The sequence below is a fragment of the Amycolatopsis sp. lyj-84 genome (assembly GCF_046549075.1).
GTDB lineage: Bacteria > Actinomycetota > Actinomycetes > Mycobacteriales > Pseudonocardiaceae > Amycolatopsis.
The window spans coordinates 866,034-888,777 of the sequence record NZ_JAJPWO010000001.1 but is presented as its reverse complement, the minus strand read 5'-3'; the positions used below and the strand labels follow the sequence as shown (position 1 = coordinate 888,777).

At 68.4% G+C, this 22,744-nt stretch carries 22 protein-coding genes; 6 read left to right on the top strand and 16 right to left on the bottom strand.

What is annotated here, in order from left to right; genetic code table 11:
* Positions 1-95 precede the first annotated feature (95 nt).
* Positions 96-590: a GNAT family N-acetyltransferase gene (locus ACLJRM_RS04380; RefSeq protein WP_101610316.1), complete on the bottom strand. Its 495-nt coding sequence runs from the start codon at positions 588-590 to the stop codon at positions 96-98.
* Positions 591-642: 52 nt separating this feature from the next.
* Entirely contained in the window at positions 643-1,422 is a 780-nt protein-coding gene (locus ACLJRM_RS04375) for an IclR family transcriptional regulator (protein WP_101610315.1), read from the bottom strand.
* A 112-nt stretch (positions 1,423-1,534) separates the two neighbouring features.
* Between ACLJRM_RS04375 and ACLJRM_RS04370 the strand changes: the two genes are divergently transcribed.
* Positions 1,535-2,443, top strand: a complete 909-nt coding sequence (locus ACLJRM_RS04370; RefSeq protein ID WP_410662354.1) for an SDR family oxidoreductase — start codon at positions 1,535-1,537, stop codon at positions 2,441-2,443.
* Here ACLJRM_RS04370 and ACLJRM_RS04365 read toward each other — a convergent pair.
* Complete coding sequence (locus ACLJRM_RS04365) at positions 2,434-3,957, bottom strand: PH domain-containing protein (RefSeq protein ID WP_410662353.1); 1,524 nt, start codon at positions 3,955-3,957, stop codon at positions 2,434-2,436. The genes ACLJRM_RS04370 and ACLJRM_RS04365 overlap by 10 nt on opposite strands.
* Positions 3,954-4,508 carry a PH domain-containing protein gene (locus ACLJRM_RS04360; RefSeq protein WP_410662352.1) on the bottom strand — a complete coding sequence of 185 codons (555 nt, stop codon included), beginning with the start codon at positions 4,506-4,508 and terminating at the stop codon, positions 3,954-3,956. Before ACLJRM_RS04360 ends, ACLJRM_RS04365 begins: the two co-directional genes overlap by 4 nt.
* Before the next feature lie 105 nt (positions 4,509-4,613).
* Here ACLJRM_RS04360 and ACLJRM_RS04355 point away from each other — a divergent pair, with 105 nt between their 5' ends.
* Positions 4,614-5,534 carry a proteasome assembly chaperone family protein gene (locus tag ACLJRM_RS04355; protein ID WP_101610312.1) on the top strand — a complete coding sequence of 307 codons (921 nt, stop codon included), beginning with the start codon at positions 4,614-4,616 and terminating at the stop codon, positions 5,532-5,534.
* 184 nt (positions 5,535-5,718) lie between these two features.
* Here ACLJRM_RS04355 and ACLJRM_RS04350 read toward each other — a convergent pair whose 3' ends face one another.
* Entirely contained in the window at positions 5,719-6,942 is a 1,224-nt protein-coding gene (locus ACLJRM_RS04350; RefSeq protein ID WP_410662351.1) for a hypothetical protein, read from the bottom strand.
* A gap of 72 nt (positions 6,943-7,014) precedes the next feature.
* Positions 7,015-7,668, bottom strand: coding sequence for an NAD(P)-dependent oxidoreductase (locus ACLJRM_RS04345; protein ID WP_410662350.1), 654 nt, complete (start codon positions 7,666-7,668; stop codon positions 7,015-7,017).
* Between the two features lie 141 nt (positions 7,669-7,809).
* On the opposite strand from ACLJRM_RS04345, the gene ACLJRM_RS04340 reads away from it, so the two are divergent.
* On the top strand, positions 7,810-8,637 hold the full coding sequence (locus ACLJRM_RS04340; RefSeq protein ID WP_410662349.1) for a class I SAM-dependent methyltransferase: 828 nt from the start codon (positions 7,810-7,812) through the stop codon (positions 8,635-8,637).
* On the opposite strand, the gene ACLJRM_RS04335 is transcribed toward ACLJRM_RS04340, so the two are convergent.
* Together ACLJRM_RS04335 and ACLJRM_RS04330 are read right to left on the bottom strand one after the other, a co-directional pair.
* On the bottom strand, positions 8,634-8,960 hold the full coding sequence (locus ACLJRM_RS04335) for a YciI family protein (RefSeq protein ID WP_410662348.1): 327 nt from the start codon (positions 8,958-8,960) through the stop codon (positions 8,634-8,636). The two genes, ACLJRM_RS04340 and ACLJRM_RS04335, sit on opposite strands and share 4 nt — an antisense overlap.
* A gap of 172 nt (positions 8,961-9,132) precedes the next feature.
* Complete coding sequence (locus ACLJRM_RS04330; RefSeq protein WP_101610308.1) at positions 9,133-9,567, bottom strand: MarR family winged helix-turn-helix transcriptional regulator; 435 nt, start codon at positions 9,565-9,567, stop codon at positions 9,133-9,135.
* A 103-nt stretch (positions 9,568-9,670) separates the two neighbouring features.
* Here ACLJRM_RS04330 and ACLJRM_RS04325 point away from each other — a divergent pair, with 103 nt between their 5' ends.
* Positions 9,671-10,357 carry a nitroreductase/quinone reductase family protein gene (locus tag ACLJRM_RS04325; protein WP_410662347.1) on the top strand — a complete coding sequence of 229 codons (687 nt, stop codon included), beginning with the start codon at positions 9,671-9,673 and terminating at the stop codon, positions 10,355-10,357.
* A gap of 257 nt (positions 10,358-10,614) precedes the next feature.
* A complete protein-coding gene (locus ACLJRM_RS04320) occupies positions 10,615-11,430 on the top strand; it encodes a DUF11 domain-containing protein (RefSeq protein WP_101613478.1) in 816 nt (271 codons plus the stop codon).
* A gap of 253 nt (positions 11,431-11,683) precedes the next feature.
* Here ACLJRM_RS04320 and ACLJRM_RS04315 read toward each other — a convergent pair whose 3' ends face one another.
* The 8 genes from ACLJRM_RS04315 to ACLJRM_RS04280 all read right to left on the bottom strand — a co-directional run bounded on the left by ACLJRM_RS04315 (position 11,684) and on the right by ACLJRM_RS04280 (position 21,064).
* On the bottom strand, positions 11,684-12,913 hold the full coding sequence (locus ACLJRM_RS04315; RefSeq protein WP_410662346.1) for an RNA polymerase sigma factor: 1,230 nt from the start codon (positions 12,911-12,913) through the stop codon (positions 11,684-11,686).
* Positions 12,914-13,318 carry a YciI family protein gene (locus ACLJRM_RS04310; RefSeq protein ID WP_101610306.1) on the bottom strand — a complete coding sequence of 135 codons (405 nt, stop codon included), beginning with the start codon at positions 13,316-13,318 and terminating at the stop codon, positions 12,914-12,916.
* Between the two features lie 96 nt (positions 13,319-13,414).
* A complete protein-coding gene (locus tag ACLJRM_RS04305) occupies positions 13,415-14,407 on the bottom strand; it encodes an isopenicillin N synthase family dioxygenase (protein WP_410662345.1) in 993 nt (330 codons plus the stop codon).
* Positions 14,408-14,438: 31 nt separating this feature from the next.
* A complete protein-coding gene (locus tag ACLJRM_RS04300; protein WP_410662344.1) occupies positions 14,439-15,857 on the bottom strand; it encodes an MFS transporter in 1,419 nt (472 codons plus the stop codon).
* Positions 15,858-15,931: 74 nt separating this feature from the next.
* Complete coding sequence (locus tag ACLJRM_RS04295; RefSeq protein ID WP_101610303.1) at positions 15,932-17,269, bottom strand: UDP-glucose dehydrogenase family protein; 1,338 nt, start codon at positions 17,267-17,269, stop codon at positions 15,932-15,934.
* Positions 17,270-17,371: 102 nt separating this feature from the next.
* On the bottom strand, positions 17,372-18,562 hold the full coding sequence (locus ACLJRM_RS04290; RefSeq protein WP_101610302.1) for a hypothetical protein: 1,191 nt from the start codon (positions 18,560-18,562) through the stop codon (positions 17,372-17,374).
* On the bottom strand, positions 18,559-19,668 hold the full coding sequence (locus ACLJRM_RS04285) for a hypothetical protein (protein WP_410662343.1): 1,110 nt from the start codon (positions 19,666-19,668) through the stop codon (positions 18,559-18,561). Before ACLJRM_RS04285 ends, ACLJRM_RS04290 begins: the two co-directional genes overlap by 4 nt.
* The gene (locus ACLJRM_RS04280) at positions 19,646-21,064 is read right to left on the bottom strand and encodes an FAD-dependent oxidoreductase (RefSeq protein WP_410662342.1); all 1,419 of its coding nucleotides are present in this window, start codon (positions 21,062-21,064) and stop codon (positions 19,646-19,648) included. The genes ACLJRM_RS04285 and ACLJRM_RS04280 overlap by 23 nt, the downstream gene beginning before the upstream one ends.
* Before the next feature lie 590 nt (positions 21,065-21,654).
* Here ACLJRM_RS04280 and ACLJRM_RS04275 point away from each other — a divergent pair.
* Complete coding sequence (locus ACLJRM_RS04275; RefSeq protein ID WP_410662341.1) at positions 21,655-22,656, top strand: helix-turn-helix domain-containing protein; 1,002 nt, start codon at positions 21,655-21,657, stop codon at positions 22,654-22,656.
* Positions 22,657-22,744: the final 88 nt, after the last annotated feature.

The following is a 22,744-nucleotide window of genomic DNA, read 5'->3' as shown; positions in this document are numbered from 1 at the left end:
TCCGGTGCCGGCCCGCGGAGCTTCCCCCTCCGGGGCCGGCGCGGACAGTAGAACACACGTTCGATAGACGTGGCCAACCGAACCCCCCGCGCGGGTCATCGCCGCATGGTCACCCTCGGCCACACGTCCAGTCCACGGGCGATTTCGTGCTCCCGGATCGCTCGCAGGCCATCGGTGAGGTCTTCCTCGCCGAGCGTCGCGAAGCCGAGCCGGGCGTAGTACGGCGCGTTCCACGGCACCTCGGCGTACGTCGTCAGCGTGAGTCCCGCGAGCCCCTCGCGCGAGGCCCACTCCGCGGCGTGCTCGATCAGCCGCCGTCCGAGACCCTGTCGCGCGTGGTCCGGATGGACGGACACCTGCTCGATGTGGCCGTAGCCGTCGACGACCTCGGCGAGCAGGTACGCCATCGGGCCGTCGCCGGTGTCGCAGACCCAGGCGCGGCCCGCGCGCTGATAGGCCGCGAGGTCCTCGAGCGACGGCGGATCGTCGTCGGCGATCGCGGCCATGTCGAGGGCGCGGAACGGCTCGCCCGCGGCGCGCTCGATGTCCTGGAGCCTGGGCAGGTCTTCGGGTACGGCTGGTCGGATCACGGGTCGAGTTCTACCCCGGCGCCGGGGCGGGCGCGCGCGAATTACCGCCGCGTCAGAGGGAAAACGACGAAACGGCCCGGTGGATCCTGCTCGCGTACGACTGGAGCGCGACGATGGCGGCCCGTTTCGCGTCGTCGCTGATCCGGGTCGCGGGGGCGGCGAGGCTCAGCACCGCGGGCCGGTGCCCGGTGCTCGGGATCGGCACCGAACACGACCAGACGCCGTCGTCCAGTTCGCCCCAGCTGACCGAATACCGGTTGATGCCCGCGCGTTTGACCTCTTCCCGCACGGTCGGCCCGCGACGCTGGACGATCGACGAAAGCCGCCGTTCCCGTTCGCCTTCCGGCAGCATGGCGAGCAGCATCTTGCCCGACGCGCCGGCGCCGAGCGGGACGGAATGGCCCGGCTGGAAGGTGAAGCGCATCGCGCGTTCGCATTCGACGCGGTCCGCGCAGACCGCGGAATCGCCGAAATGCTGGAACAGCAGGACCGTCTCACCGAGGTCGCGAGCGGCCTCTTCCATCGCCGGGCGCGCCAGCCGGGCGAGGTCGTTGGCGAGTTGCGCGGCCCGCGCGAGCGGCATCACCTGGCTCGTCACGTGATAGCGCCCGGTCTTGCCCTCCTCCAGCAGCTGGAGTTCCTTCAGCAGTGCGACATAGCGATACGTCGTGGCGACCGGGGTGCCGATCCTCGCGGCGAGTTCGGCGACGCTCGCGTCCCAGCGGCGTTCGGAAAAGGAGAGCAGCAGCTGCAGGACTTTGCGTGAGCTGCTGGCGCCGGGGGTGCGTTTCGGGGGAGCGGTGGTGTCCAGGGATCGTGCGGCAGGCGTCATCTCGACCTCTCGCCGGGGCAATCACAAAGAGTCAAGAAAGTAGCACATTGTGTGAATTGCGGACCAGGGACTTTGGTCCACGAACAAACGGACTTCTTGCTAGGTTCGGACCATGGAAAAGCCATTGGCGGGCAAGATCGCGTTGGTCGCGGGGGCGACCCGCGGAGCCGGGCGGGGAATAGCGGTCCAGCTGGGGGCCGCGGGCGCGACCGTTTACGTGACCGGTCGCAGCACCGGTTCCCGGAGATCCGAAATGAACCGCCCGGAGACGATCGAGGAGACCGCGGCACTCGTCGACGAGGCGGGCGGGCGCGGCATCGCGATCGGCGTAGACCATTTGGAGGCCGACGAGGTCCGCGAGCTGGTGGAACGGATCGACGCCGAGCAGGGAGCGCTGGACGTCCTGGTCAACGACATCTACGGCGCACCCATCGAATGGGGCAAAACGGTCTGGGAGTCCACTTTGGACACCGGACTGCGGACGCTGCGCCTCGCCATCGACACCCATGCCATCACCAGCCATTTCGCGCTCCCGCTCATGATCAGGAAACCGGGGTCGCTGGTCATCGAGGTCAACGACGGGACCACCGCGTACAACTCGGGGAACTACCGCGTTTCGTTCTTCTACGACCTCGCCAAGACCGCGGTGAACCGGATGGCGTTCGCCCTCGCCCACGAATTGGAACCGCATGGCGGTACCGCGGTGGCGGTCACGCCGGGCTGGCTTCGTTCGGAAGCGATGCTCGACGCTTATCAGGTCACCGAAGAGAATTGGCGGGACGCGACGAAGGTGCAGCCGCATTTCGCCATTTCTGAAAGCCCGGCGTTCGTCGGCAGGGCGATCGCGGCGCTGGCCGGTGACGCGGAAGTCGCCCGCTGGAACGGGAAATCGGTGTCCAGCGGCGAATTGGCGAAGGATTACGGATTCACCGACCTCGACGGCAGCCGCCCCGACTGCTGGCGTTATCTCGTCGAGGTCCAGGATCCGGGCAAACCGGCGGACGTCACCGGCTACCGCTGAGCCTCCCGCCGCAGGAACGGCGTGAGCAGGCCGGGCGCGGCCTGCTCCGCCATCGCCAGCCCGGCCGATTCGCCGACGTCGACCACCTGATAGCCGCCCCGGCCCGCCGCGATCGGGGCGGTCACGGTGATCAACCCGCCGCGGCGCTGGAAGAACGAGCGGCTGATGACGATCCCGGTGAGCCCCTCGCGCCGGATCGCCACCGTCGCCCGCGCCAGTGAACCGGAGCGGCTGACCAGATACCGCCCGACGATCGCGTGGCCGAGGTTGCGGTAGCCGTCCCAGCCGACGAGCACGGCGAACGGCAGCAGCCCGAGCGCGACCTGCCACATCCAGTCCGGCAGGAAATCGATCCACGCCAGGCCGAACAGCGCCGCCGCCAGGAACAGCACGCCGACGACGGCCCGGGTGAGCCGCCTGGTGAGCGCGCGCCGCGGATGCCGGTTCAGCGGCACGGTGGCCGGGTCGAAGTTCTCCCGCAGTACCTCGGCCGCGACCTCGTGGACCCGGCCGACGGGCGCGGGCGGCAGCAGGAGCCCGCCGCCCTTGTCCCCGCCTTTGCCCTCGCGCAGCCCGCCCGCGATCGCGGTGAGCCGCGCCCCGCCCGCGATCCGCAGCGGCAATGGTTCCTTCACCTCGACGCCGCGAAGCCTGTCCTCTTCGATGGACACCGAACGTGTGGTGATCAGCCCGCGCCGGACGTGCAGGGTGCCTTCCGTCTCCCGGGTGAGCTTGAAGTTCCAGAACGACAGCACGTAGCCGCCGACGGAAAGCAGCGAGACGAGCACCAGCAGGGCGACCGCCGCGACGACGACGATCAGCCACACCGCGGTGTTCGCCAGATCGTCCATCAGGTCCCGCAGCGGACCGACGTTCTCCGGGTCGATGTTCAGCTGGTGCGCGAAATGCCAGACCGCGGCGAACACCGCGCCCACCACGGCGAGCCCGGACAGCGTGAACGGCGCGTACCGCACCCACTTCCGGTCGACCTCCGCCACGATCTGCTCCGGCGGCGGCGCGGACTCGGCTTCGGCGGCGACTTCCTTGCGGTGCAAGAGAACCGTGCGCAGCCGATGTGCCTCGGTCGCGCTGACGGCGTCGAGGACGAGCTGGTCGCTGCCCGCGCCCTGGACGGCCGAATGCCGTCCGGTGCCGATGCGCACGGCGCTGAGGGAGAACAAGCGGTGCTTCGGCTCCGAGGTGACGTCGACCGTGCGGACGCGGTCGAGCGGGATCGCGCGATGTTTGCGCAACAACAGTCCGGTGGTCCATTCCACCTGTCCGTCGGCGATGCGATAGCGCGACGTGAGCACGTGCGAGATGCCGACGAGCACGGTCAGCGCGGTGACGCCCAGCCCGATCCACTCCCAGCCGTTGCCCTGGCCGAGGAGCACCGTCCCGATCAGCACCGGCAGCGATTTGACGACGTCGAGCACCGGCCGGATCAGCAGCATCCGGCGGTCGAGGCGGTGCCACTGATCGATGGCGGCGCCGGGTGGTGCCTCGGTGCTCATGTCGCGTCACCGGGGGTGGCCTGCGTGGTCTTCGTGAGTTCCGCGGCGAGTGCCAGCGCGTCGGCGTGGTCGAGACCGGCGATCTTGACCGGGCCCGCGGCCGACGCCGTCGTCACGGTGATCTTCGCCAGTTTGAACAACTGCTCGACCGGGTCGCGTTCGATGTCGACGGTCTGGATCCGCGAGATCGGCGCGATCCGCCAGTCCTGTTTGAGCCAGCCTTCCTGGGTGTACACGGCCTCGCCGGTGACCTCCCAGCGGTGGATCCGGTAGCGCCACTGCGGCATGACCAGGAGATGCAGGGGGCCGAGCACGCACGAGATCGTCAGCGTGACCGTGAGCCACGTCGGCGGGTCGTCGCTCGTGAGCACGAACACCGCCTGCACGCCGATGAGCACCGCCCAGCCGACCGCGGCCCACACCGTCCAGTACCCGATGGCACGACGGCTGACCCGGTTGGCGGGTGGGCGCAGGGTGAGCCGCTCGGGCGGTGCTGTCTCTTCTGTCACCTCTTCAGCGTGCACCACCCCGGCACGGACCGCCCACGACACCTGTCACGGACCGATAGGATCTCGGCCACCATCGGCGGAATGGATGCCCCCTATCGGGGCGTTGCCACCCGTAGACGGTTGTACGCACGAAACCTGGAGGATCTGGTGGCGCTGGACCCGGAAGACCTGTACGAGGTGGACTCGGACGTCCCTGACCTCGGCGGGGCCGTGCTCCTGCACTACTTCGACGGGTTCATGGACGCGGGGTCGGCCGGCAAACTCGTCGCCGAGCACCTCCTGAACTCGCCCGAACGCCGCGTGATCGCGCGGTTCGACGTCGACCGCCTCATCGACTACCGCTCGCGCCGCCCGACGATGACCTACTCCATCGACCACTGGGAGGCCTACGACGCCCCCGAACTGGTCGTCCACCTGCTGCACGACGCCGACGGCGTGCCGTTCCTGCTGCTCACGGGCCCGGAACCGGACCACGACTGGGAGCGGTTCTGCGCGGCCGTGCGGGCGCTGGTCGAACGCTGGGACGTCCGGCTCACCACCGGTTTCCACGGCATCCCGATGGGCGCGCCGCACACCCGCCCGCTGGGTGTGACAGCGCACGCGACGCGGGACGAGCTGGTCGGCGAACACCGGCCGCTGCCCAACCGGATGCAGGTGCCGGGCAGCGTCGCCGGGCTGCTGGAGTTCCGCTTCGGCGAGTGGGGGCACGACGCGTCCGGATTCGCCGCGCACGTGCCGCACTACCTGGCGGACTCGACGTACCCGAGCGCCGCGCTGCACCTGCTGGAGGCCGTCGCCGAGTCGACCGGGCTGAACCTGCCGGACGGCGATCTGCGGGAGGCCTCGCAGGAGGCGGAGGCCGAGATCGCGCGCCAGGTCGCCGGGTCGGAGAAGGTCGCCGACGTCGTGCGCGCGCTGGAGCAGCAGTACGACACCTTCATGGAGGCGTCCAGCAAGGAAAGCCTGCTCGCGGAGTCGGTGGAGCACATGCCGACCGCGGAGGAGCTGGGTAGCCAGTTCGAGCGGTTCCTCGCCGAGCAGAACGGTGGCGACACCCCGGAGCGCTGAGCGGTTCGGTTGTCCCGAATCGCCGTGAAGGCCTCCTTCCCTACCCTCAAAGTAGGCAAGGAGGCCTTCACGGACTTCTGGCGCTCCGAGACCGGAGCGACCCCCTCGACTACCGTGCCTCACCTTCGCCCTGGTCGTGAGTGGTAAGGACGGTTCTAACCGTCCTTACCACTCACGAGGCGGATCAGGGCAGGTCGAGTGAAGCGAGCACGCCCCAAGTGCTCTCCAGCCCGCCCGAGCTGCCGACCCCGGAGGTCAGCACGCCCGGCGTCCCGGGGACGGCGGCGAACCCGAGGATCGAACTGCCGTCGGCCGTCTTGGCCACCTCCGGCGGAAGCGCGTCCTTCCGCCATTCGGTCCCGTTCCACACGGACATCAGGACGTGGGCGTCACCGGGCACCCAGCCCGCGGTCCACAGCTTCCCGGAGCCGTCGAGCGCGGCCGCGTTGATCTCGTCGAACGGGCCGGACGGCAGGGAGCTCCACTTCTGCCCGTCCCAGCGGGTGACGAACGCGGGGATGCCGGTCGCGTTCCATTCGTTCACCCTGCCGACGACGTAGGCCGAGCCGCGGCCGTCGGGGACGACGTGGTTGACCAGCCACCCGGTGCGGTAGTCCGACGGCACGGGAACCTCGATCTGCCGCCAGCCCGCGCCGTTCCAGTGCAGCAGGAACGGGGTCTCCTTCCCGTCGGCCGCCACCGACGACGCGGAGACCCACAGGTCGTCGTCACCGGTGCCGCCGACCCGGGACGGCCGGAGCGGGCGGGCGCCGGTCTGCGGGATCTCGACCTGCTCCCACGTCTTCCCGGTCCAGTGTTCGAGATGGTCCACGGACTTGTTCGTCTTGAAGTCGTAGTCGTAGGAGACCAGCCACACCGATTTCGGCGAGAAAGCGGCGATGTCGCTGGTGAAGCCCTCCATGCCCGCCGGCGGCTTCGGGCGTTCGATGTCGGTCCAGGTCTTGCCGTCCCATCGCTGGACCAGCGTCGACGAGCCGGTCGCCGCCACGCGGGCGGGACGCGGCCGTCGTGGATCCGCGACCTGCCGGGTGCCGACCTCGACCGTGCGGTCACCGGCGGCCCAGACGTTGTCCGGTGCCGAGGCGGAGACCTGGGTGAACCGGGCGCTGGTGCCGGTGATCGGGGCCGGGGTGGTGTCGGCCCACTTCGTGCCGTCCCAGCGGACCGCGACCGGGACTTCGGCGCTGCCGGTCCAGGTGCTCCCGACGGTCCAGGCGTCGTTCACGCCGGTGGCCGTGACGCCGTAGTAGATCCGGTTCACCGTGCTGTCCAGCGGTTGTTCCAGCCGCCAGCCCTCGCTCGCCGACGCCGTACTCGTGAGCAGGCCGGACAGGCCGAGGACCAGACCGGACACGGTCAGCGTGGATCGTCTTGCTACGCCTTGCATCTGGGACCCTTCCAGTTGTCGCAGGGAGTGCTGTGAACTCCTTACGAACCACCCGTGCGGAAGGTTGCCCGGTCAGTGGTCGATGGCGACCATTTCCCTCGAATGCCCTGGCCGTTCGATCTCGTCGACCAGCGCGACCGCGAGATCCGCGTACGAGAACGGCCCCGCGTCTTCCGCGCGCGGCAATACGCGGTGGTCCCCGCTGCGGTACTCGCCCGTCCGCTCGGCGTGTTCGTCGATGATCGCGGGCGGTGGCGCGACGACCACCCAGTCCAGCGCGCCGCCGGACGCACGGAGGACCTCCAGCTCCGCCGTGTGCCCGAGTGAGAATTCGCGGTGTTCCGGCGGCCAGCCCGGCTGGTCGTGGAACGCGACGCCCGGCGCGATCTCCAACGCCGACCCGACGCCGACGACGACCAGCCTCGTGACACCTGCCTGGCCGAGGCCGTCGATCAGCGCGTGCGCGGCGGCCGGGTAGTACTCCCGCGCGGGGAGATCCGCGCGGTAGATGGAACTGATCGCGGCGTCGTGCCCGGCGGCCGCCTTCGCGACGTCGTCGGACACCGTGACGTCGGCGGCGATCAAGGTGACGGCGTCACCGGCGAGATCCGCGTGACGGCGGGGATCCCGGACGGCGGCGGTCACCCGGTGCCCGCGATTCACGGCTTCGGCGACGGCCCGGCGTCCTCCACGTCCGCCTGCCCCGAAGATGACGAGCTTGCTCATCGCGCTCCTTTTCCCGTGCCGGTACCTGATCACCGGCGGCGAACGCGATGGTAGGAGCGGGCCCCTCGGTTACCGCAACGAAACCGGCCCCTCGATGTTCTGAGTCCGTTCACCCGAATGGTGCTGGTGTATCGTCCCGGAATGCGTCACCTGGTACCCCATTCAGCCCTGTACACGTTGGGCCGATCGGCCCGCGGCACTCTCGGCCGGGGCCTGCACCGGCTCGCCCGGCGATTCCATGATCCTTATACCGAGGAGCTGAACCGGGTCGCCGGGGAACTGCGCGCGGAGATCGTCCGGCAAGGAGATCGCTGTTTCGATCGCGTCATCGAGTTCGAAATCCGGAGCCGTCGCGACATCATCTACGCCGGTGATCAGGACGCGGCGCGGGACAGCAACCGCTTCGCCCGTGAGCACCTGACCGGGACCCGCCACTTCGCCCGTCCACAAGAGACGCTCGCGTACGCACTTTCCCTTGCCCCGTCAGGGGGAATGGCCCTCGAATTCGGTGTCGCGAGCGGGAACACGCTGCGCGTGATCGCCAAGGCGCGCGGCGGTGCCGAAACCTACGGATTCGATTGGTTCCAGGGTCTGCCGGAGAACTGGCTCAACGGGATGCCCGCCGGTTCGTTCGCGCGCGAAGATCTGCCGGACGTCCCCGGCGCCGAACTCGTCGTCGGTCTTTTCGCCGACACGCTTCCCGGTTTTCTCGAGCGGCACGAAGGTGCCGTCGATTTCCTTCACGTGGACGGTGATCTGTACAGCTCGGCGAAAACCGTACTCGACCTGGCGGGCCCGCGTCTGCGGCCGGGCAGCATCGTGCACTTCGACGAGTTCTTCAATTACCCCGGCTGGCAGCGGCACGAACACCGGGCGTGGCTGGAATACGTCGAACGCACCGGCACCGAATTCGAATACGTGGCCTACACCTACGCCGACAACCAGGTCACCGTCCGGATCACCGGCTAGAGCATTTCGCGGACTTCGATCGTCCCGATCGCGGCCCAGGGATGACTTTTCGCCGCCTCGACGGCCTGTTCCCGGCTTTCGCAGTCGAGGACGGTGATGCCGCCGATCTGTTCCTTCGTCTCGGCGAACGGGCCGTCCGTGAGCAGCGCCTTGCCGTCGCGGACGCGAACGGTCGTCGCCGACTCCGGCGCGTGCAGGCCCATCCCGTCGACGCGCATCCCGCGCCGCGTCAGCTCTTCGCGCCAGGCGCGGCAGGGCTCGGTGATGTCCGTGCCGGGCGTTTCGTCGCCGACGTCCCCGCAGAGCATGAGCAGGTATCGCACCGGTTCTCCTAGGTCGTGTCCTGTGAGTCTGTTCGATGGGCTTCGTGATCCAGGTGGTTCCTGACGGTGCGGGCGGATCGGCCTCGTACCGGGTCGTACTCGGCCGCGTCCGCCCGTGCCGTCAGGGACCGCCTGGGCGCGGAGACCGCGAACAAGACTTGCAGGACGCGGCCTAGTCCGTGAGCCCGTCCTCGTAGGCCCGAAGCGTGTCGATGAACAGGCGGCGCTGCGCCGGTGTCAGCGGGGCGAGCGCCTTCTGCCAGGCGCGGGCGCCCTGCGCGAGCCAGCCGTCGATCGCGGGACGCATGCGCTCGGTGATGGCGACGATCCGCCGACGCCGGTCGGCCTCGTCCTCACGCCGGTCCAGAACGTCCTTCTTGCTCAGTTCGCCGACCATCAGGCTCACCGTGGTCGGGGCGACCTCGAGCCGTTCGGCCAGCTCGTTCACCGTCATCGGACCGTCGAAGAGCAGGTACGACAGCAGCGACAAGTGACGCGGAGCCAGCGACAGCGACTGGAGTTCGTCGGGGATCTTGATCCGCTTCGCGCGGCCGACCATCCGCGGCATGAGCAGCAGCAAGGCGCGCACGGCATCGTCGGCTTCCATGTCCTCGGTTGACACCGGGCACCCTCCTGGATAGCTTTGCAAGCAAAGAGGCTTTGCTTGCAAAGCAAAATGGCTTTCAGGACGATGCTACCTGGGGAGTACCGTGGAATCGCTGTCGATGACCACCATGGACGCCGGGACGGGGCGTCCCCGCACGACCTCCGTCGCCTGTCGCAGTCACGGGAGCCGGTATCTGGCGTACGCGCCGGACGCCGATTCTCCTTGGTATCGCGACCTTCTCGTCAGTCCACAAGCGACACTCGGGATCGGCGGGGTTCCGCATGCCGCGTATGCCGTGCCGCTCGAAGGCGGGGAGCAGGGTTTCGTGCTGCATCTGCTGGAAGTCGATGCCGCCCGCGGGCGGGCGATCGCCGATCAGTTGCTCGTCCACCACGACGAGCTCCGGAAGGCGCTGGCGGAAGCGCGGGCCGAACTCGACGGCGAGCCGGTGCGGGGGCGGCCGGGAGTGCGGCGCGAGCTGCTCGGTCATTGTGTCACTTTCTGCAACGGCCTGCGGATGCACCATCTTCGCGAGGACGGGGCGTTCACGGCGATCGAAAAGGCGTATTCCGGACTCGCGCCGGCCCTGACCCGGCTGCGCCAAGAGCACGAAACCGTGTCCCGCGCGTTGCTCGATCTTGACGGGTTGCTGCAGGGTAAGGGGGAACTCGAAACCGCCGCACTGCGTGAGGAGTTCGAGCGGGTCGCGAATGGACTCGAGGAACACTTCGCCTACGAAGAGGCGAATCTGCTCCCGGCGCTCCGCGGAGCGGGAACGCCGTCCCCGTGAACGGCCCGTTCTGTCACAGCTTGGAAACGAGGCGATGCCGGTGTTGATCGAACCCGCGTCTTCCGGACCTGGGAACACGCGGCGGGGTTACTCCGAGCGGGTGAGAACTCCGGGCCACCCGGCGGGAGACACCGGTAACGAATGTCCGTTCCTGGGCGACTGATCGTTGTCCGCACCGATCGGCGCGACGCCCCCGACCGGAATTGTGAGAACCGATGAAGCTTCGAAGAGCCTCAGTTCTGTCTTTGGTGGCCGCGGTGGCCACGATCATGCTCGTGGCGCCCGCCTCCGCCCTCGCGGCACCGCCGACCAGCGCGGTGGAGGTTTCGCCGACCACTGTCCAACGTGGACAGACGTTCACCGTCTCGCAAACCGTCTACAACGCCGACGCGACCTCGACCATCGAGGGCGGCAAGGCGACGCTCTACGGCAAGGAATCCTCGCTTCCGGGGATCGTCGACCTGGTGTCCTGTCCCGGCGCGTTCGCCTGCGACATGCTCGGCGGCAGCATCCGCGGCGGGGTCGGCACTGTGACCCCCGGCCAGAGCAAGACCGTGCTGTTCACCTTCCGGGTCAAGGACGACGCCCCGCTGGGCAGCGTCACCCTGCAGCACCAGTTCGTCGGTGACAACTACAGCTTCGAGATCCTCGACGGCCCCGTGCTGACCGTCACCGGCGCGCAGAGCGCCGCGGACCTCGGTGTCACGCTGACCGCGTCCCCGCGCGGGATCCTGACGTCGTCGATCGAGTACACGGTCAAGGTCACCAACGCGGGTCCGGGCGCGGCGTCCGGTATCCGGGTGGCGTCGACACTGGGCAACGGGCTGCGCTTCACCGGCTCGTCCACCTGCTCGAACCCGAGCGGCTCGAAGGTCGTCAACTGCGACTTCTCGTCGCTCGCGACCGGCACCAGCGGCACGGCCAAGTTCACGGTGGCCGCCGGACTGCTGACCATCGGACCGGTCAAGACGACCGCGAAGATCACGCAGAGTTCCGTCGCCGACCCGAACGCGGCCAACAACACCGCGTCGTCGACCTGCACCGCGATCACCGGGCTCCTGCTCAGCTGCTAGGCAAGTACGTGAAGGCCCCCTTCCTTGCGTCTAGCGCAAGGAAGGGGGCCTTCACGTACTTGTCGAGAGGTGGCGTGTCCGGGCGGGATGGGCGTTCACGCGTGATCGGGTAGCGATCGCGTGTGATTGGAGCCGGATCTCGTGTGATGGGGTGACGTTTTACGGAGGGCGACGGTGTTGCGAAAGCCTTGTTCCCAACCTTCAGCGTTGCGAAGGTGGCTTTCGCAACACCCGCCCTGAGAGCGACCCCTCCTCAGCGCAGGCGGGCGGCGCGAGCGTGGAGATAGCGCTGATGCGGCAGGTTCGTCGCACGCCGGGCGGCCTCCACATAGGACTCGACGGCGCCCGCGGGGTCCCCGGCCAGTTCGAGCAGATGCGCGCGGGCGGCGTGGAACCGATGGTCACCGGAGACCCGGTCGCCGAGCTTTTCCAAGGCCGTCAACCCTTCTCGCGGACCTCGGGCCATCCCGACCGCGACGGCGTGGTTCAGCGCCACCACGGGATTGTCGGAGAGCCGCAGCAGAAGGTCATAGAGGGCCTCGATCTGCGGCCAATCGGTCTCTTCGGCAGTCGGCGCCTCGTCGTGCAGCGCGGCGATCGCGGCCTGGATCTGGAACTGCCCGGTCGGCCCGTGCGGCAACGCCTCGGACAGCAGCGCGATCCCTTCGGTGACGTACCCGGAATTCCAGCGGCTCCGGTCCTGTTCGGACATCGGGATCGGCGCACCGTCCGGCGCCGTCCTCGCCGGGCGGCGGGCGTCGGTGAGCAGCATCAGCGCCAGCAGTCCGGTGACCTCGCTGTCCTCCGGCAGGAGCCGGTGGACGATCCTGGTCAGCCGGATGGCTTCGGTGGACAGCTCACTCCGCGTCAGGTCGGGGCCGGACGTGCTGGCGTAACCCTCGTTGAAGATCAGGTACAGCACGTGGAGGACCGCGTCCAGCCGTGCCGCCCGCGCGGCTTCCGGTGGCATGCCGAACGGGACTCCGCTGGTCTTGACTCCCGTTTTCGCGCGGCTGATCCGCCGGGTCATCGTCGCTTCGGGGACCAGGAACGCGCGGGCGATCTCCGCCGTGGTGAGGCCGCCGACGGCCCGGAGCGTCAGCGCGATCTGCGACGCCGGTGACAGGGACGGGTGGCAGCACAGGAAAAGCAGGATGAGCGTGTCGTCGGAGTCGGCCGCCCGCCGGTCCGCCGCGGGCGCGAGGTGTTCCTCGGGCAACGTCCGCTGGACGACGGTGTCCTCGCGACGGCGCCGCGCCTGCTCGGCTCGGAGCAGATCGGTCAGCCGCCGCGAGGCGACCGTGATGAGCCACGCGCGCGGATCATCGGGCCGCCCTTCCGCGGGCCATTGCGCCGCGGCCGCGAGAAGCGCCTCCTGTGTCGCGTCCTCCGCCAGGTCGAAGTGACCATAGCGGCGGACGACGGCGCCGAGGACCTGCGGCGAAAGCGTGCGCAGCAGGTCCTCGACGCCGCTGTCCGGCACCTAGAGCTCCAGTTCTTCGAAGCTGTCGGCGCACGGCCGGATGTCGACGTACCACTCGCGGCCGAAGTCGGTGCCTTCCGGATGCGGGGTGGCCGCCAGTTTGGCCGCGATCTCGGTCGCGCGGTCGTAGCTCGCGCAGTCGACGGTCGTGTAGCCGACCAGGACCTCCTGCGTCTCGGCGTACGGCCCGTCGGTCACCACGGGCGCGCCGTCACGCAGGGAGACGCGGCGGGCGTGCGCCGGCTGGGAAAGGCCCTGCGCGTCGACGAACTCCCCGGACTCGACCAGGTCGTTGTTCCACTTGGCCATGAACTCGTGCAGGGCGGTGACCTCGTCCGCGCTCCACTTGCCGCCGATGCCGTCGAGATCCTGCTGCGACCCGAACATCATGATCATGTACTTCACGGTTGTCTCCTCTCGGCGGGCACCGTTTCGGTGCCTTCTGCCGGAGACGTCGGAGCCGCCGGACAGGACCGGACATCGTTCGCCGGGAATTCTCCCTCAGCCGCGGTCGGCGGCGGTGTTCATCGCGTCGGCCGGTTCGAGGGTCCGCCCGCCGGTGATCTTGGCGTAGAGGTGCGCCCCGCCGAGGACCGGCGGATATTTCGGCGGATTCCCGGGAGAGTGGCAGGTCGGGAGGCATTCGAACAGCGCGTCGTGATCACCGTCGAAGAAGAACGCCACGCTTCGGCGCCGCGAGGGCCCGGGCCCGGACGGCGGCACGACCCGGTGCAGCGTGGAGCGCCAGCGGTCGTTGGTCCACTGCGCGGTGAGGTCGCCGAGGTTCACCACCAGCGCGTCTTCGGCGGGGACGACGTCGTGCCAGGCGCCGTCGGGACCGTGGATCTGCAGGCCGGGGACGGGATCGGCGTACAGGACGGTGACGATGCCGTAGTCGGTGTGCGCGCCGAGCCGCATCTGCCCGGGAAGCGGTTCGGGCGCCCCGGCGCGGCGTTCGAAGTGATTCACCCGCAAGGTGCGCGTCGGATGCCGGGTGTACGCCCCCAGGTAGCCGCCGGGGAGCCCGAGCGCCTGCTCGAAGATCTCCAGCAGGACCTTCGCGACGCGGTGCGCTTCCGCCTCGTAGGCGGTGAGCGCCGGCCGCAGGCGTTCCGGCAGACCGGGCCAGATGTTGGGCACGAAGAAGCCGTACGGGTCCTCACCGTCGATGTCTTCCGCGCCGATCACGAACGACTCCGACAGGTCGGGCGGCGTCGTCTCGCCGAGGCTGTACGCCAGCCCTTCGGTGCCTTCGGCCGCGTACCCGCGATCCGAGGCGCGGTCGGCAGGCGCGGAGCGGAGCTTCTCCTCGACAGGGAGAGCGAAGAAAGCGGCTGTCGCTTCGCGCATCCCGTCGATCGTCGCCCGCGGGATGCCGTGCCCGACGAGCTGCAGGAACCCGACACGCGTCAAAGCCTCGTCGACGGTGTGCGCGAGCTCCGCGCGGTCTCCGTCGTCCCAGCCGCTCAGGTCGATCGTCGGTACGAGGGTCATGAGACGACGGTAGCCAGGACGGAGCCGGTGATCACGGGGCCGCGGTCATCCGATCGGGCGATCCGTCCTGCCCGATCGGCCGCGGTTCCCGCCGGGAACGGCGCAGGGCGGCCGAGCACAGCAGCCCGAGGATCAGCACGCCCATCGGGAGCAGGAAGGCGGTCTTGACCGCGTCCGCGGCCTCGTTCGCCCTGCCCGCCATCGGGGCACTGGTCCGTGCCTGCAGCACCAAACCGACGGCCGCGCCGCCGAGGACCCCGCCGATCTGCCGCGCCGTGTTGAAGATGCCCGACGCGCTGCCGACCAGCGACCGCTCGACCGAGTTGATGGTCACGTTGCTCATCGGGGAGAAGATGAAGCCGACACCGAGACCGCACCACAGCAGCCCGGGGATCAGCGCCGCGGGCGAACTCGCCGGGATGATCACCAGCGAGAGGACGCACAGGCCGCCGCACAGCGAGAACAGGCCGAACATCAGCGGGTACTTGGGGTGCGTCCGGTCCGACAACCGTCCCGCGAACGGCGCGACGGCGCCGGACATCAGGGCCAGCGGCGCGGTGAGCAGGCCCGCGCCGGTCGGGGACATGCCGAGCACCGACTGCAGGTAGATGGCCAGCACCAGGAGCGTGCTGGTCATCGCGAACCCGACCAGCACCGCTGTCGCGGCCCCCAGGGAAAAGTCGCGGTTGCGGAAGATCCGCAACGGCAGCAGCGGTTCGCGGCGGTTGACCCGTTGCCACAGGACGAAAGCGCCCAGCAGGAGCACTCCCGCCCCGGCGTACCCCCATCCGTGAGTCCGTCCATTTTGGATTCCGAAGACGAGGCAGACGAGACCCGCGCCGAAGAGCAGGATGCCGGGAACGTCGAAGCGGTGCGAGTTCCCCGGTCTCCAGTCGGGCACGTGGACGGCGGTGAGCGCCAGGGCGAGCAGCCCGATCGGAACGTTCGCGAAGAAGATCCATTCCCAGCCGAACCGGTCGACGAGCACACCGCCGAGCACCGGACCGGTGATCATGGCGACGCCCGCGACACTGCCCCAGGCTCCCAGTGCCGGGCCGCGTTCGTCCGGCGGGAACAGATGCGTGATGAAGGCCGTCGTCTGCGGCGTCATCAGCGCGGCGCCGAGACCCTGTACCGCGCGGGCGGCGATCAGGGTTTCCACGTCACCGGAAAGCCCGCACCACAAGGACGCCCCGGTGAACACCACGAGCCCGGCGACGAAGACGCGTTTCGGACCGAGCCGGTCACCCAGCCTGCTGGCGGGCAGGATCGGAACGGCGTAGGCGAGCAGGTACACGCTGGTCACCCAGATCACCGCGGTCAGTTCGGTACCGAGTTCGCGCACCATCGACGGCACCGCGGTGTTCACGATGGTCATGTCCAGCATGACCATGAAGAAACCCAGGCACAGCGCGAAAAGCGCGGACCAGGGCTTGACTCGCTTCGTCATCGGTCGTCCCGTCCTCGACGGCGAGGGGACGACGAGTGAGGCCCGGGGGCGGGTCGCTCGCCGTCCACCCCCGGTCAGCCTGCCTGCCGGACGATGTCACCGGCGCGTGGCACGACCGCCGGGCGGCCGATGCCCTGATAGGAAAGGCCCGTCCCGGCCACGATGAGCGGGTCGAGGAGGTTCCGGGTGTCGATGACGGCCCGGCCGTCCAGCCGGTCGGCGATCCGCGCCCAGTCGAGAGCGCGAAACTCCGGCCACTCGGTCAGCAGCACGATCGCCGCCGCGCCGTTCGCCGCGTGATAGGCGGTTCCCGTGATCCGCACACCGTCCGTCACCCCCGGCACCGGGGCGTGGACGCTGGGGTCGTAGCCGAACAGTTCCGCGCCTTCGGCGGCCAGCCGCCCGGCGACCGCCAGCGCCGGGGAGTCCCGCAAATCGTCCGTCCCGGCCTTGAACGTCAAGCCCAGCAGGCCGATCCGGGCGCCGGCCAGATCGCCGCCGACGGCCTTGCGCACCTTGTCGACCACCAGTTCCTGCTGCTTCAGGTTGGTTTCGATCGCCGCCCGCAGCAGGGCGAAATCGCTGCCGGCCGACTCCGCGGTGTGCAGGAGCGCGAAAGTGTCCTTCGGCAGGCAGGAACCACCCCAGCCCGGACCCGGCCGCAGGAAGGACTTGCCGATCCGTTCGTCGTACCCCATTCCCAGTGTCACGTCGTCGATATTCGCGTCGAGGTACTCGCACAACTCGGCGACGGTGTTCACAAAGGACAGACGGGTCGCCAGGTAGCAGTTGGACGCGTATTTGATCATCTCGGCGCTCGCGGAATCGGTCACCAGCACGGAAGTGTCGAGCTTCCCGTACAGGTCGGCGACACGCTGGGCGGAGACCGGGTCACGATCGGCCGAACCGACCACGATCCGGTCGGGGTTCAGGAAGTCGTGGACCGCGGACCCTTCGCGGAGGAACTCGGGATTGGACACGACGGCCACGTCCGCCCGATCGATCAGTTCCGCGACACGGGCCGCCGTGCCGACGGGAACCGTCGACTTGTTCACCACGACGCATCCGGGCGCCAGCAGCTCCCGCACCTCGGCCACGACGAACTCCAGCGTCGTCAGATCCGCCGCACCGGTGGCGCTCATCGGTGTCGGCACGCACAGGATCACGATGCTCGCCTCGGACACCGCCGCGCTCGCGCCGAGGACGAATCCCAGCCTGCCGGACGCCAGCCCGTCCACCACCAGCTCGCAGATACCCGGCTCCCGGATGGTCGCCTCACCGCGGCTCAAGGCGTCGACCTTTTCCCGGTCGACATCCGCGCACACGACCTGATGTCCCAGTGACGAAAGGCAGGCGGCTGTGGTCAACCCGACATAACCGGCGCCGATCACGGCGACCTTGGTCCCGAACATTGCACTCATTCCCTTTGACCCTCCTGTTTTCGATGCCACCGGGCAGGACGGAGCCGTCCTGCCCGGTGGCATCGAGAGATGCGGACTTCGTGTTCGGACGCGTTACTTCGCGTGCGGGATCGCGCGGATGCCTTCGTAGGGGGTTTCCCTGCCGAGGTAGTCCACCGTTTCGAACAGCCCGATCGCGTCCATCGGATAGCGAGCGCCCGCCTCGGCCGCGAAGATGCACGGAAGGATCTGCTTCCGCTCCGAGGCGGCGGCCTGGTTGCTCTTGCGGATGTGCTTGTGGGTGTGGATCAGGATGGGCATGTAGCCCCCGCCGAGGAACGAACCGGCCTGCAGGACCGCCCCGCCGACGCAGTCGATCACGCAGCCCTTGCCGAGGATCGCGTCGCGGCCTTGGTAGTAGTAGGAGGGCGTGGCGAGAGTGCCGTGCTCCACATGGAACACACCGGCCGCGAGGCCGATGATCGAGCGGCCGCCGGTCCGCAGCACCGAGCGGTAGAAGTCGACCAGGATCGGCCGCACGGTCGTGTCCGGAAGCTGGAATTCCCCGCACATCAGCGTGATGCGCATCAACTCCGCGAGCGTGAGGTTGCTGCCGTTCTCACCGGGGAACTCCTGGTCCCACGGCACCAGGTAGTCCAAAGGGGACACCATGGTCGTCCCGACGTCCTCGAGGATCAGCCGTTCCGGCTCACCCGCCGGCGCCGTCTCCGCGACCCCGTTCCCGAGGACCCGCCCGGCGAGCAGGTACCGGCTCTCCAGCGTTTTCGCCCTGCTGGCCGCGATCAGGATGTTGAGCCTGCCGGTCACCGTGTCCGGGATGTCGAAAAGGTGGTCGATGCCGTCGGTGGGGACGGCGATCTTCGCCTGCAGGCCGCGGACGGGCAGCGGCTCGTACGAGTCCACGACCTCCTTGAGGGCGCCGGTGAACTCGCCCGCTCCGACCTGGACGAGCTTCTCCGCCGCCAGAGCCCGGTAGTCGAAAGGAATGGAGGTCGACGTCGACAGCACGATGTCGGCGAGCTGGGCGCGATACCGGTCGTCGTCCAGCGACGCCGCGGCCAGCTCCAAGGACAGGTAAGGGGAATCGTCACCGGGTCCGTGGACCCAGCTCGCGGTGAAGGGAGCTTCGAAACGGCACACCTGCGCGAACAACGCGCGGGCCGCGTCGTCGTTCTTGATCTGGCTCGTCACCTGGGCCACTGCCGCTTCCCTGTCCGATACTTCGGCCAGCATGTCCTTGGCCGGTCGCAACAGCGTCGAAAGGTCTTCGATGATCTGCGTCATGCTTCGCTCCCAATTCGTGCGAACTTCTCTTCGTTTTCCTGGTGATCGGTTTCCGTGGTGCGGGGAAAGGTTCCGGTGAACATGGCCGAACCCAGCGCCGCGAGGAACCGGTGCTCGGCAGGCCGTATCGCCGTGGTGCCCTCGTCGATGCGGTGCAAGAGTTCCAGCTGGGCCAGCAATGCCTCCTTGAAATGGTTGACGGCGATCACGGAACGCCGCGTGGCGTTCCGGACGTGGACGACGTGCAGGTTCTTGTAGTCGGGCTCCGAGTCGAAGAACGGCTCGAAAACCAGGGTGACGTGTTCGCCGGAAGCGAGTTCCACGTCGGCGAAGCGATATCGGAACTCGGACCCGTACGGAATGACGGCGGGGGTGAGGTAACTCCTCGAAACGCCCTCGGAGAACGCGAATCCAGCCAGACCGGCGAAGGCGATGGTGCCGGTCGATGACGTGTAGAGCTCGATTTCCGGCAGGCCCGCGGCCAAGGTCCGTACCCGCATTTCGGCGGTCACCGACATCGGCACCGTGCGCAGATACGTCCGATACTGCTCGGCCGGAAGGATCGCGCGCAGAATGCTCAACATGTGGAAACCCTCGTAGCCGGCTTCGCCGTACTGGGTGTCGACGAACCTGCCGTTCGCGACGTCGAGCTCCCGGTTCTTGGTGAACTCCACGGTGATCTTCTTGATTGGATCGGCTTCGCCGAGGTTCCGTACCGACTCCGCGAAGTGCCGCACGGCCTCGCTGTGGGAGTAGACGTCGTTGACGATGATCCGGGCACGGGGATTCCGCCGGATCACGAGCTGGAGACCGGCGAGGTCTTCCGGGTAGCAGGCGGGTTTCTCGAGCAGGATGCGGGCATCCGGCTGTATCCGCAGGATTTCTCCGACGACGGAAAGATGGGTGGCGGTCGGTGTGGCGACCACCCAGGCATCGACGCCCGAGGGATCGGGCACGCGGGCCACCCGGTCCCAGTCGGCGCTGTTCCCGGTATCGACGGTGCGGATCCGGTGACCCGCTTCGCCGTACCACGCGGCATACAGCGACCCGATCTTGCCGAGTCCGACGATCACGATCTCCCGTTCAGTCGGCGACGGTGACCGCATGGGCTTTGCCTCCCCTCGACCGAAGGGCGTGGCCCGCGGCGGACGTACCGGCCGCCCGGCCCAGCACGGCTCCCGCCATCAACCCGGTGCCGCCCGGATATCCCTGGTCGTAAAGGCCACCGGCGATCACGCCCGCCGCGTAGAGGCCGCTGATCGGTTCGCCGCCGCCACGGACTTCGGCGTCGGCGGTCACGGACAGCCCGCCGTAGGTGAAAGTCAGGCCGCAGACCACCGGAACGAACAGGAACGGAGGCGTGTCGAGGCGTTTCGGCGTTCGATCGGAGTTCAGGCGCCGGATTTCGGCGGTCAGGGTCGCGGCGTCGATACCGAGCCGCCGGGCGCCTTCCTCGATCGAGGAGACACTCACCGCCGCCGGGTCACCGAGGTAGCCGTCCGGGAGCGCGCCCGCCGCGACGACCTGGTCGTCGAAGATCTGGAACGCGATCTTCCCCGGCTGCTCCTGGATCTTCTGTCCCAGCGTGACGTAGGTGAGGTTGCTGTAGCCGGACTCGTCGAAGAACCGATGCCCTTCCCGGTTGACCACGACGCCCAGCGGGAAGGCGTACCTGGCCAGGCCGTGGGATTTGTGCATCTGCCCCGGCAGCATGTAGTCGGGCAGTTTCACGCCCTGCGGCGTGGTGTGGCACTTTTCCCAGTTGCCCGCGGTGTCTGCGCCGAGTTCGACGGCCGCCGCCAGCGGAGCGCCTTCGTTGAACGGGACACCCCGCAGCTTGACGTCCCGCCAGTCCTCTCCGAGGTGGAGTTCACGCAACCGCGTGTTCGCCTCGAAGCCGGCCGACGCCAGGATCAGCGCGTCGGCGAGTATCGGGAAAGCGGGCCCCGATCCGTGGAGCAGATACCGGTCGCCGTCGGTCTTCTCGAAGCCGGTGACGGCGCTGTCGTACAAGACCGTTCCGCCGAGCTGGTCGAACCGGGCGAAGTTCCGGTCCTGGAGGCTCTGGCCGCCGCCGTCGAGAACGATCGGCACATCGCCGGGAAGGGGAGTCGGCCTCGGTGCCCAGCGCTGGCCGAAATCGCGCATCCAGGTGATCGTTTCCGTCGAACGGCGAATGATCGATTCGATCAGCGCGACGTCCACCTGACTTCCGGATACCCGCAACCAGTCGCCGAGATACTGCTCGTCCGTGTATTCCGATCGGCCGGCCAGTATCTCTTCGGCCCGGTCTTTGTCGGCCTCCCGGAGCAGGCCGGAGATGAATGATCTTCCTTGCCAAGAGAAACGCATGGTCCTGGTCAAGGAACTGTTCCCGCCGCGCAGTTCCTTCGGTGCGGCTTCGAGGACGGTGACGGAGGTGGCGCCCGCCTGTAGTGCGGCTATACCCGCACAGAGACCGGCATTACCCGCTCCGACAATGACGACCTGCCTCTCGGTCACATCACTTTGCCCGCTGTGCATCAACAACGCTCCAGGTAATCCGGTGTTCGCCATTTTTGATCGACCGATTTCGAGCCGGGCCGCCGGCAGGCATGCTGAGTGACGGTGTCCGCACTCACCGTTATCGGCTCACTGTCACCGATTCGGCGTAGTTATTCGGGACACCGATGTCTGCGAACTGTCGATCCGCCGCCGGGATCGAGCGGACGAGCGCTCGTTCACCCTCCGAGCAGGCCTGATCGCTTCCCCCATGCGGGTGGCGACGAGCGTCACCCGGTCTTCAAAGCGGGAATTCCCGTGGATGCCTTCCGAGGTAACCCTGGTGTTTCCGTCGAGTTTCCCGTCGGCACTGACGATGATCCCGCCGGTTCTTTTCGATTGCTCACTTTCGGAGCCCAGCCATTTCCGCGCCTCCCCCGGTGCGGTCGATGTGGGACCAACAGAGGTCAGCCTGACTTCCTGACCAGCGCGTGGGCAACCTTCGGCCAGTTCGGGCTTGTTCGAAACCGTTCGAGCGCGCCCGAACAGCAGATTCCGGCGCCGCTGATTGGCGGTATCGCGGCCGAGACGGCCTCAGTCAATCTAGAGCGATGATCGTTGAAGAGGGGGGCGACGACGGGGAGTCGCCGACAGAAGTTCCGCCACCGGACCCGGCCACTTCACCGGCTGAGTTCACAGCGGCACTGCGCGTATTGAGAACATGGTCCGGACTGACTTATCGGCAGTTGTCCGGAAAGGCGACAGAACTCGGGGGAGCGCTTCCGGCGAGCACGATCGCGACCACTCTCGGCCGCACCACATTGCCTCGCGAATCCTTCGTCGAAGCGTTCACGCGCGCGTGCGGACTCAGTGACGAGCAGGTGCGGCGGTGGCTCGACGCCAGGACACGCATCGCGCTGGGAAGCCCGCCGCGTGTCGAGGAACGGATCGCCGGCGACGAGGTGGTGAGCGCCGTCGCGCGGCCGGAACCGCGGCGCTGGCAGCGCTGGCGCGCGCCGTTGATCGTGGTCGCGATCGTGGGCATCGTCCTCGTCGGCGCGCTGGGATATCTGACCTGGCCCTTCAACACGTCCTCGAAGAACAAGGTCGCCGAGGCCACGGTGCCGGGGCTCGCCCTCCGCGAGATAGGCAGCTGGGCGCAGATCCGGCCCGCCCGCTCGCCCGAGTTCTGTCTCGCCGAGGGAAAGGACCGGACCCAGCTCTACTCGGGAACCGTCGTCGCCCAGCAACCCTGTGGGGAGGCCACCTCGCCCCGCGTGTTCATCGACCCCGTCGGGGACGTGAACGCCGTGCAGATCCAGTGGCACCATCCGGACACCGGGGTCGGCTGCCTCACGGTCGTCAACGAGGGAATGGGACACGACCTGATCGAACCCCGCGACGACTGTGGCGACGACAGTGCGGACCAGTTGTTCACCATCGGACCGGCAGGCCCGCCCGAGGCGGCCCAATACGTCATCAGCCCCGTCGGGACCAGCCAGTGTCTCGGCCTGCGTGACCAGGACACCGCCGCGGGGACCGAAGTCGTCCGGGAACGCTGCTCCGGCGCGCCCGACCAGTTGTTCCTCATCGACCTGATCCCGCCCCCTTGACCGGTCCAGACCACTCGCATCTTAACCAAGCGTGCCGATCCGTACCTCCGTGATCACTCCACGAGAAAGCTGGGAAAGCCGGGAACCA

Excerpts from the sequence above, each read along its gene's own strand:
- ACLJRM_RS04375 (WP_101610315.1), bottom strand. The coding sequence starts at position 1,422 with ATGACGCCTGCCGCACGATCCCTGGACACCACCGCTCCCCCGAAACGC.
- ACLJRM_RS04370 (WP_410662354.1), top strand. The coding sequence starts at position 1,535 with ATGGAAAAGCCATTGGCGGGCAAGATCGCGTTGGTCGCGGGGGCGACC.
- ACLJRM_RS04365 (WP_410662353.1), bottom strand. The coding sequence starts at position 3,957 with ATGAGCACCGAGGCACCACCCGGCGCCGCCATCGATCAGTGGCACCGC.
- ACLJRM_RS04350 (WP_410662351.1), bottom strand. The coding sequence starts at position 6,942 with ATGCAAGGCGTAGCAAGACGATCCACGCTGACCGTGTCCGGTCTGGTC.
- ACLJRM_RS04345 (WP_410662350.1), bottom strand. The coding sequence starts at position 7,668 with ATGAGCAAGCTCGTCATCTTCGGGGCAGGCGGACGTGGAGGACGCCGG.
- ACLJRM_RS04340 (WP_410662349.1), top strand. The coding sequence starts at position 7,810 with ATGCGTCACCTGGTACCCCATTCAGCCCTGTACACGTTGGGCCGATCG.
- ACLJRM_RS04330 (WP_101610308.1), bottom strand. The coding sequence starts at position 9,567 with ATGGAAGCCGACGATGCCGTGCGCGCCTTGCTGCTGCTCATGCCGCGG.
- ACLJRM_RS04305 (WP_410662345.1), bottom strand. The coding sequence starts at position 14,407 with ATGACCCTCGTACCGACGATCGACCTGAGCGGCTGGGACGACGGAGAC.
- ACLJRM_RS04300 (WP_410662344.1), bottom strand. The coding sequence starts at position 15,857 with ATGACGAAGCGAGTCAAGCCCTGGTCCGCGCTTTTCGCGCTGTGCCTG.
- ACLJRM_RS04295 (WP_101610303.1), bottom strand. The coding sequence starts at position 17,269 with ATGTTCGGGACCAAGGTCGCCGTGATCGGCGCCGGTTATGTCGGGTTG.
- ACLJRM_RS04290 (WP_101610302.1), bottom strand. The coding sequence starts at position 18,562 with ATGACGCAGATCATCGAAGACCTTTCGACGCTGTTGCGACCGGCCAAG.
- ACLJRM_RS04285 (WP_410662343.1), bottom strand. The coding sequence starts at position 19,668 with ATGCGGTCACCGTCGCCGACTGAACGGGAGATCGTGATCGTCGGACTC.
- ACLJRM_RS04275 (WP_410662341.1), top strand. The coding sequence starts at position 21,655 with ATGATCGTTGAAGAGGGGGGCGACGACGGGGAGTCGCCGACAGAAGTT.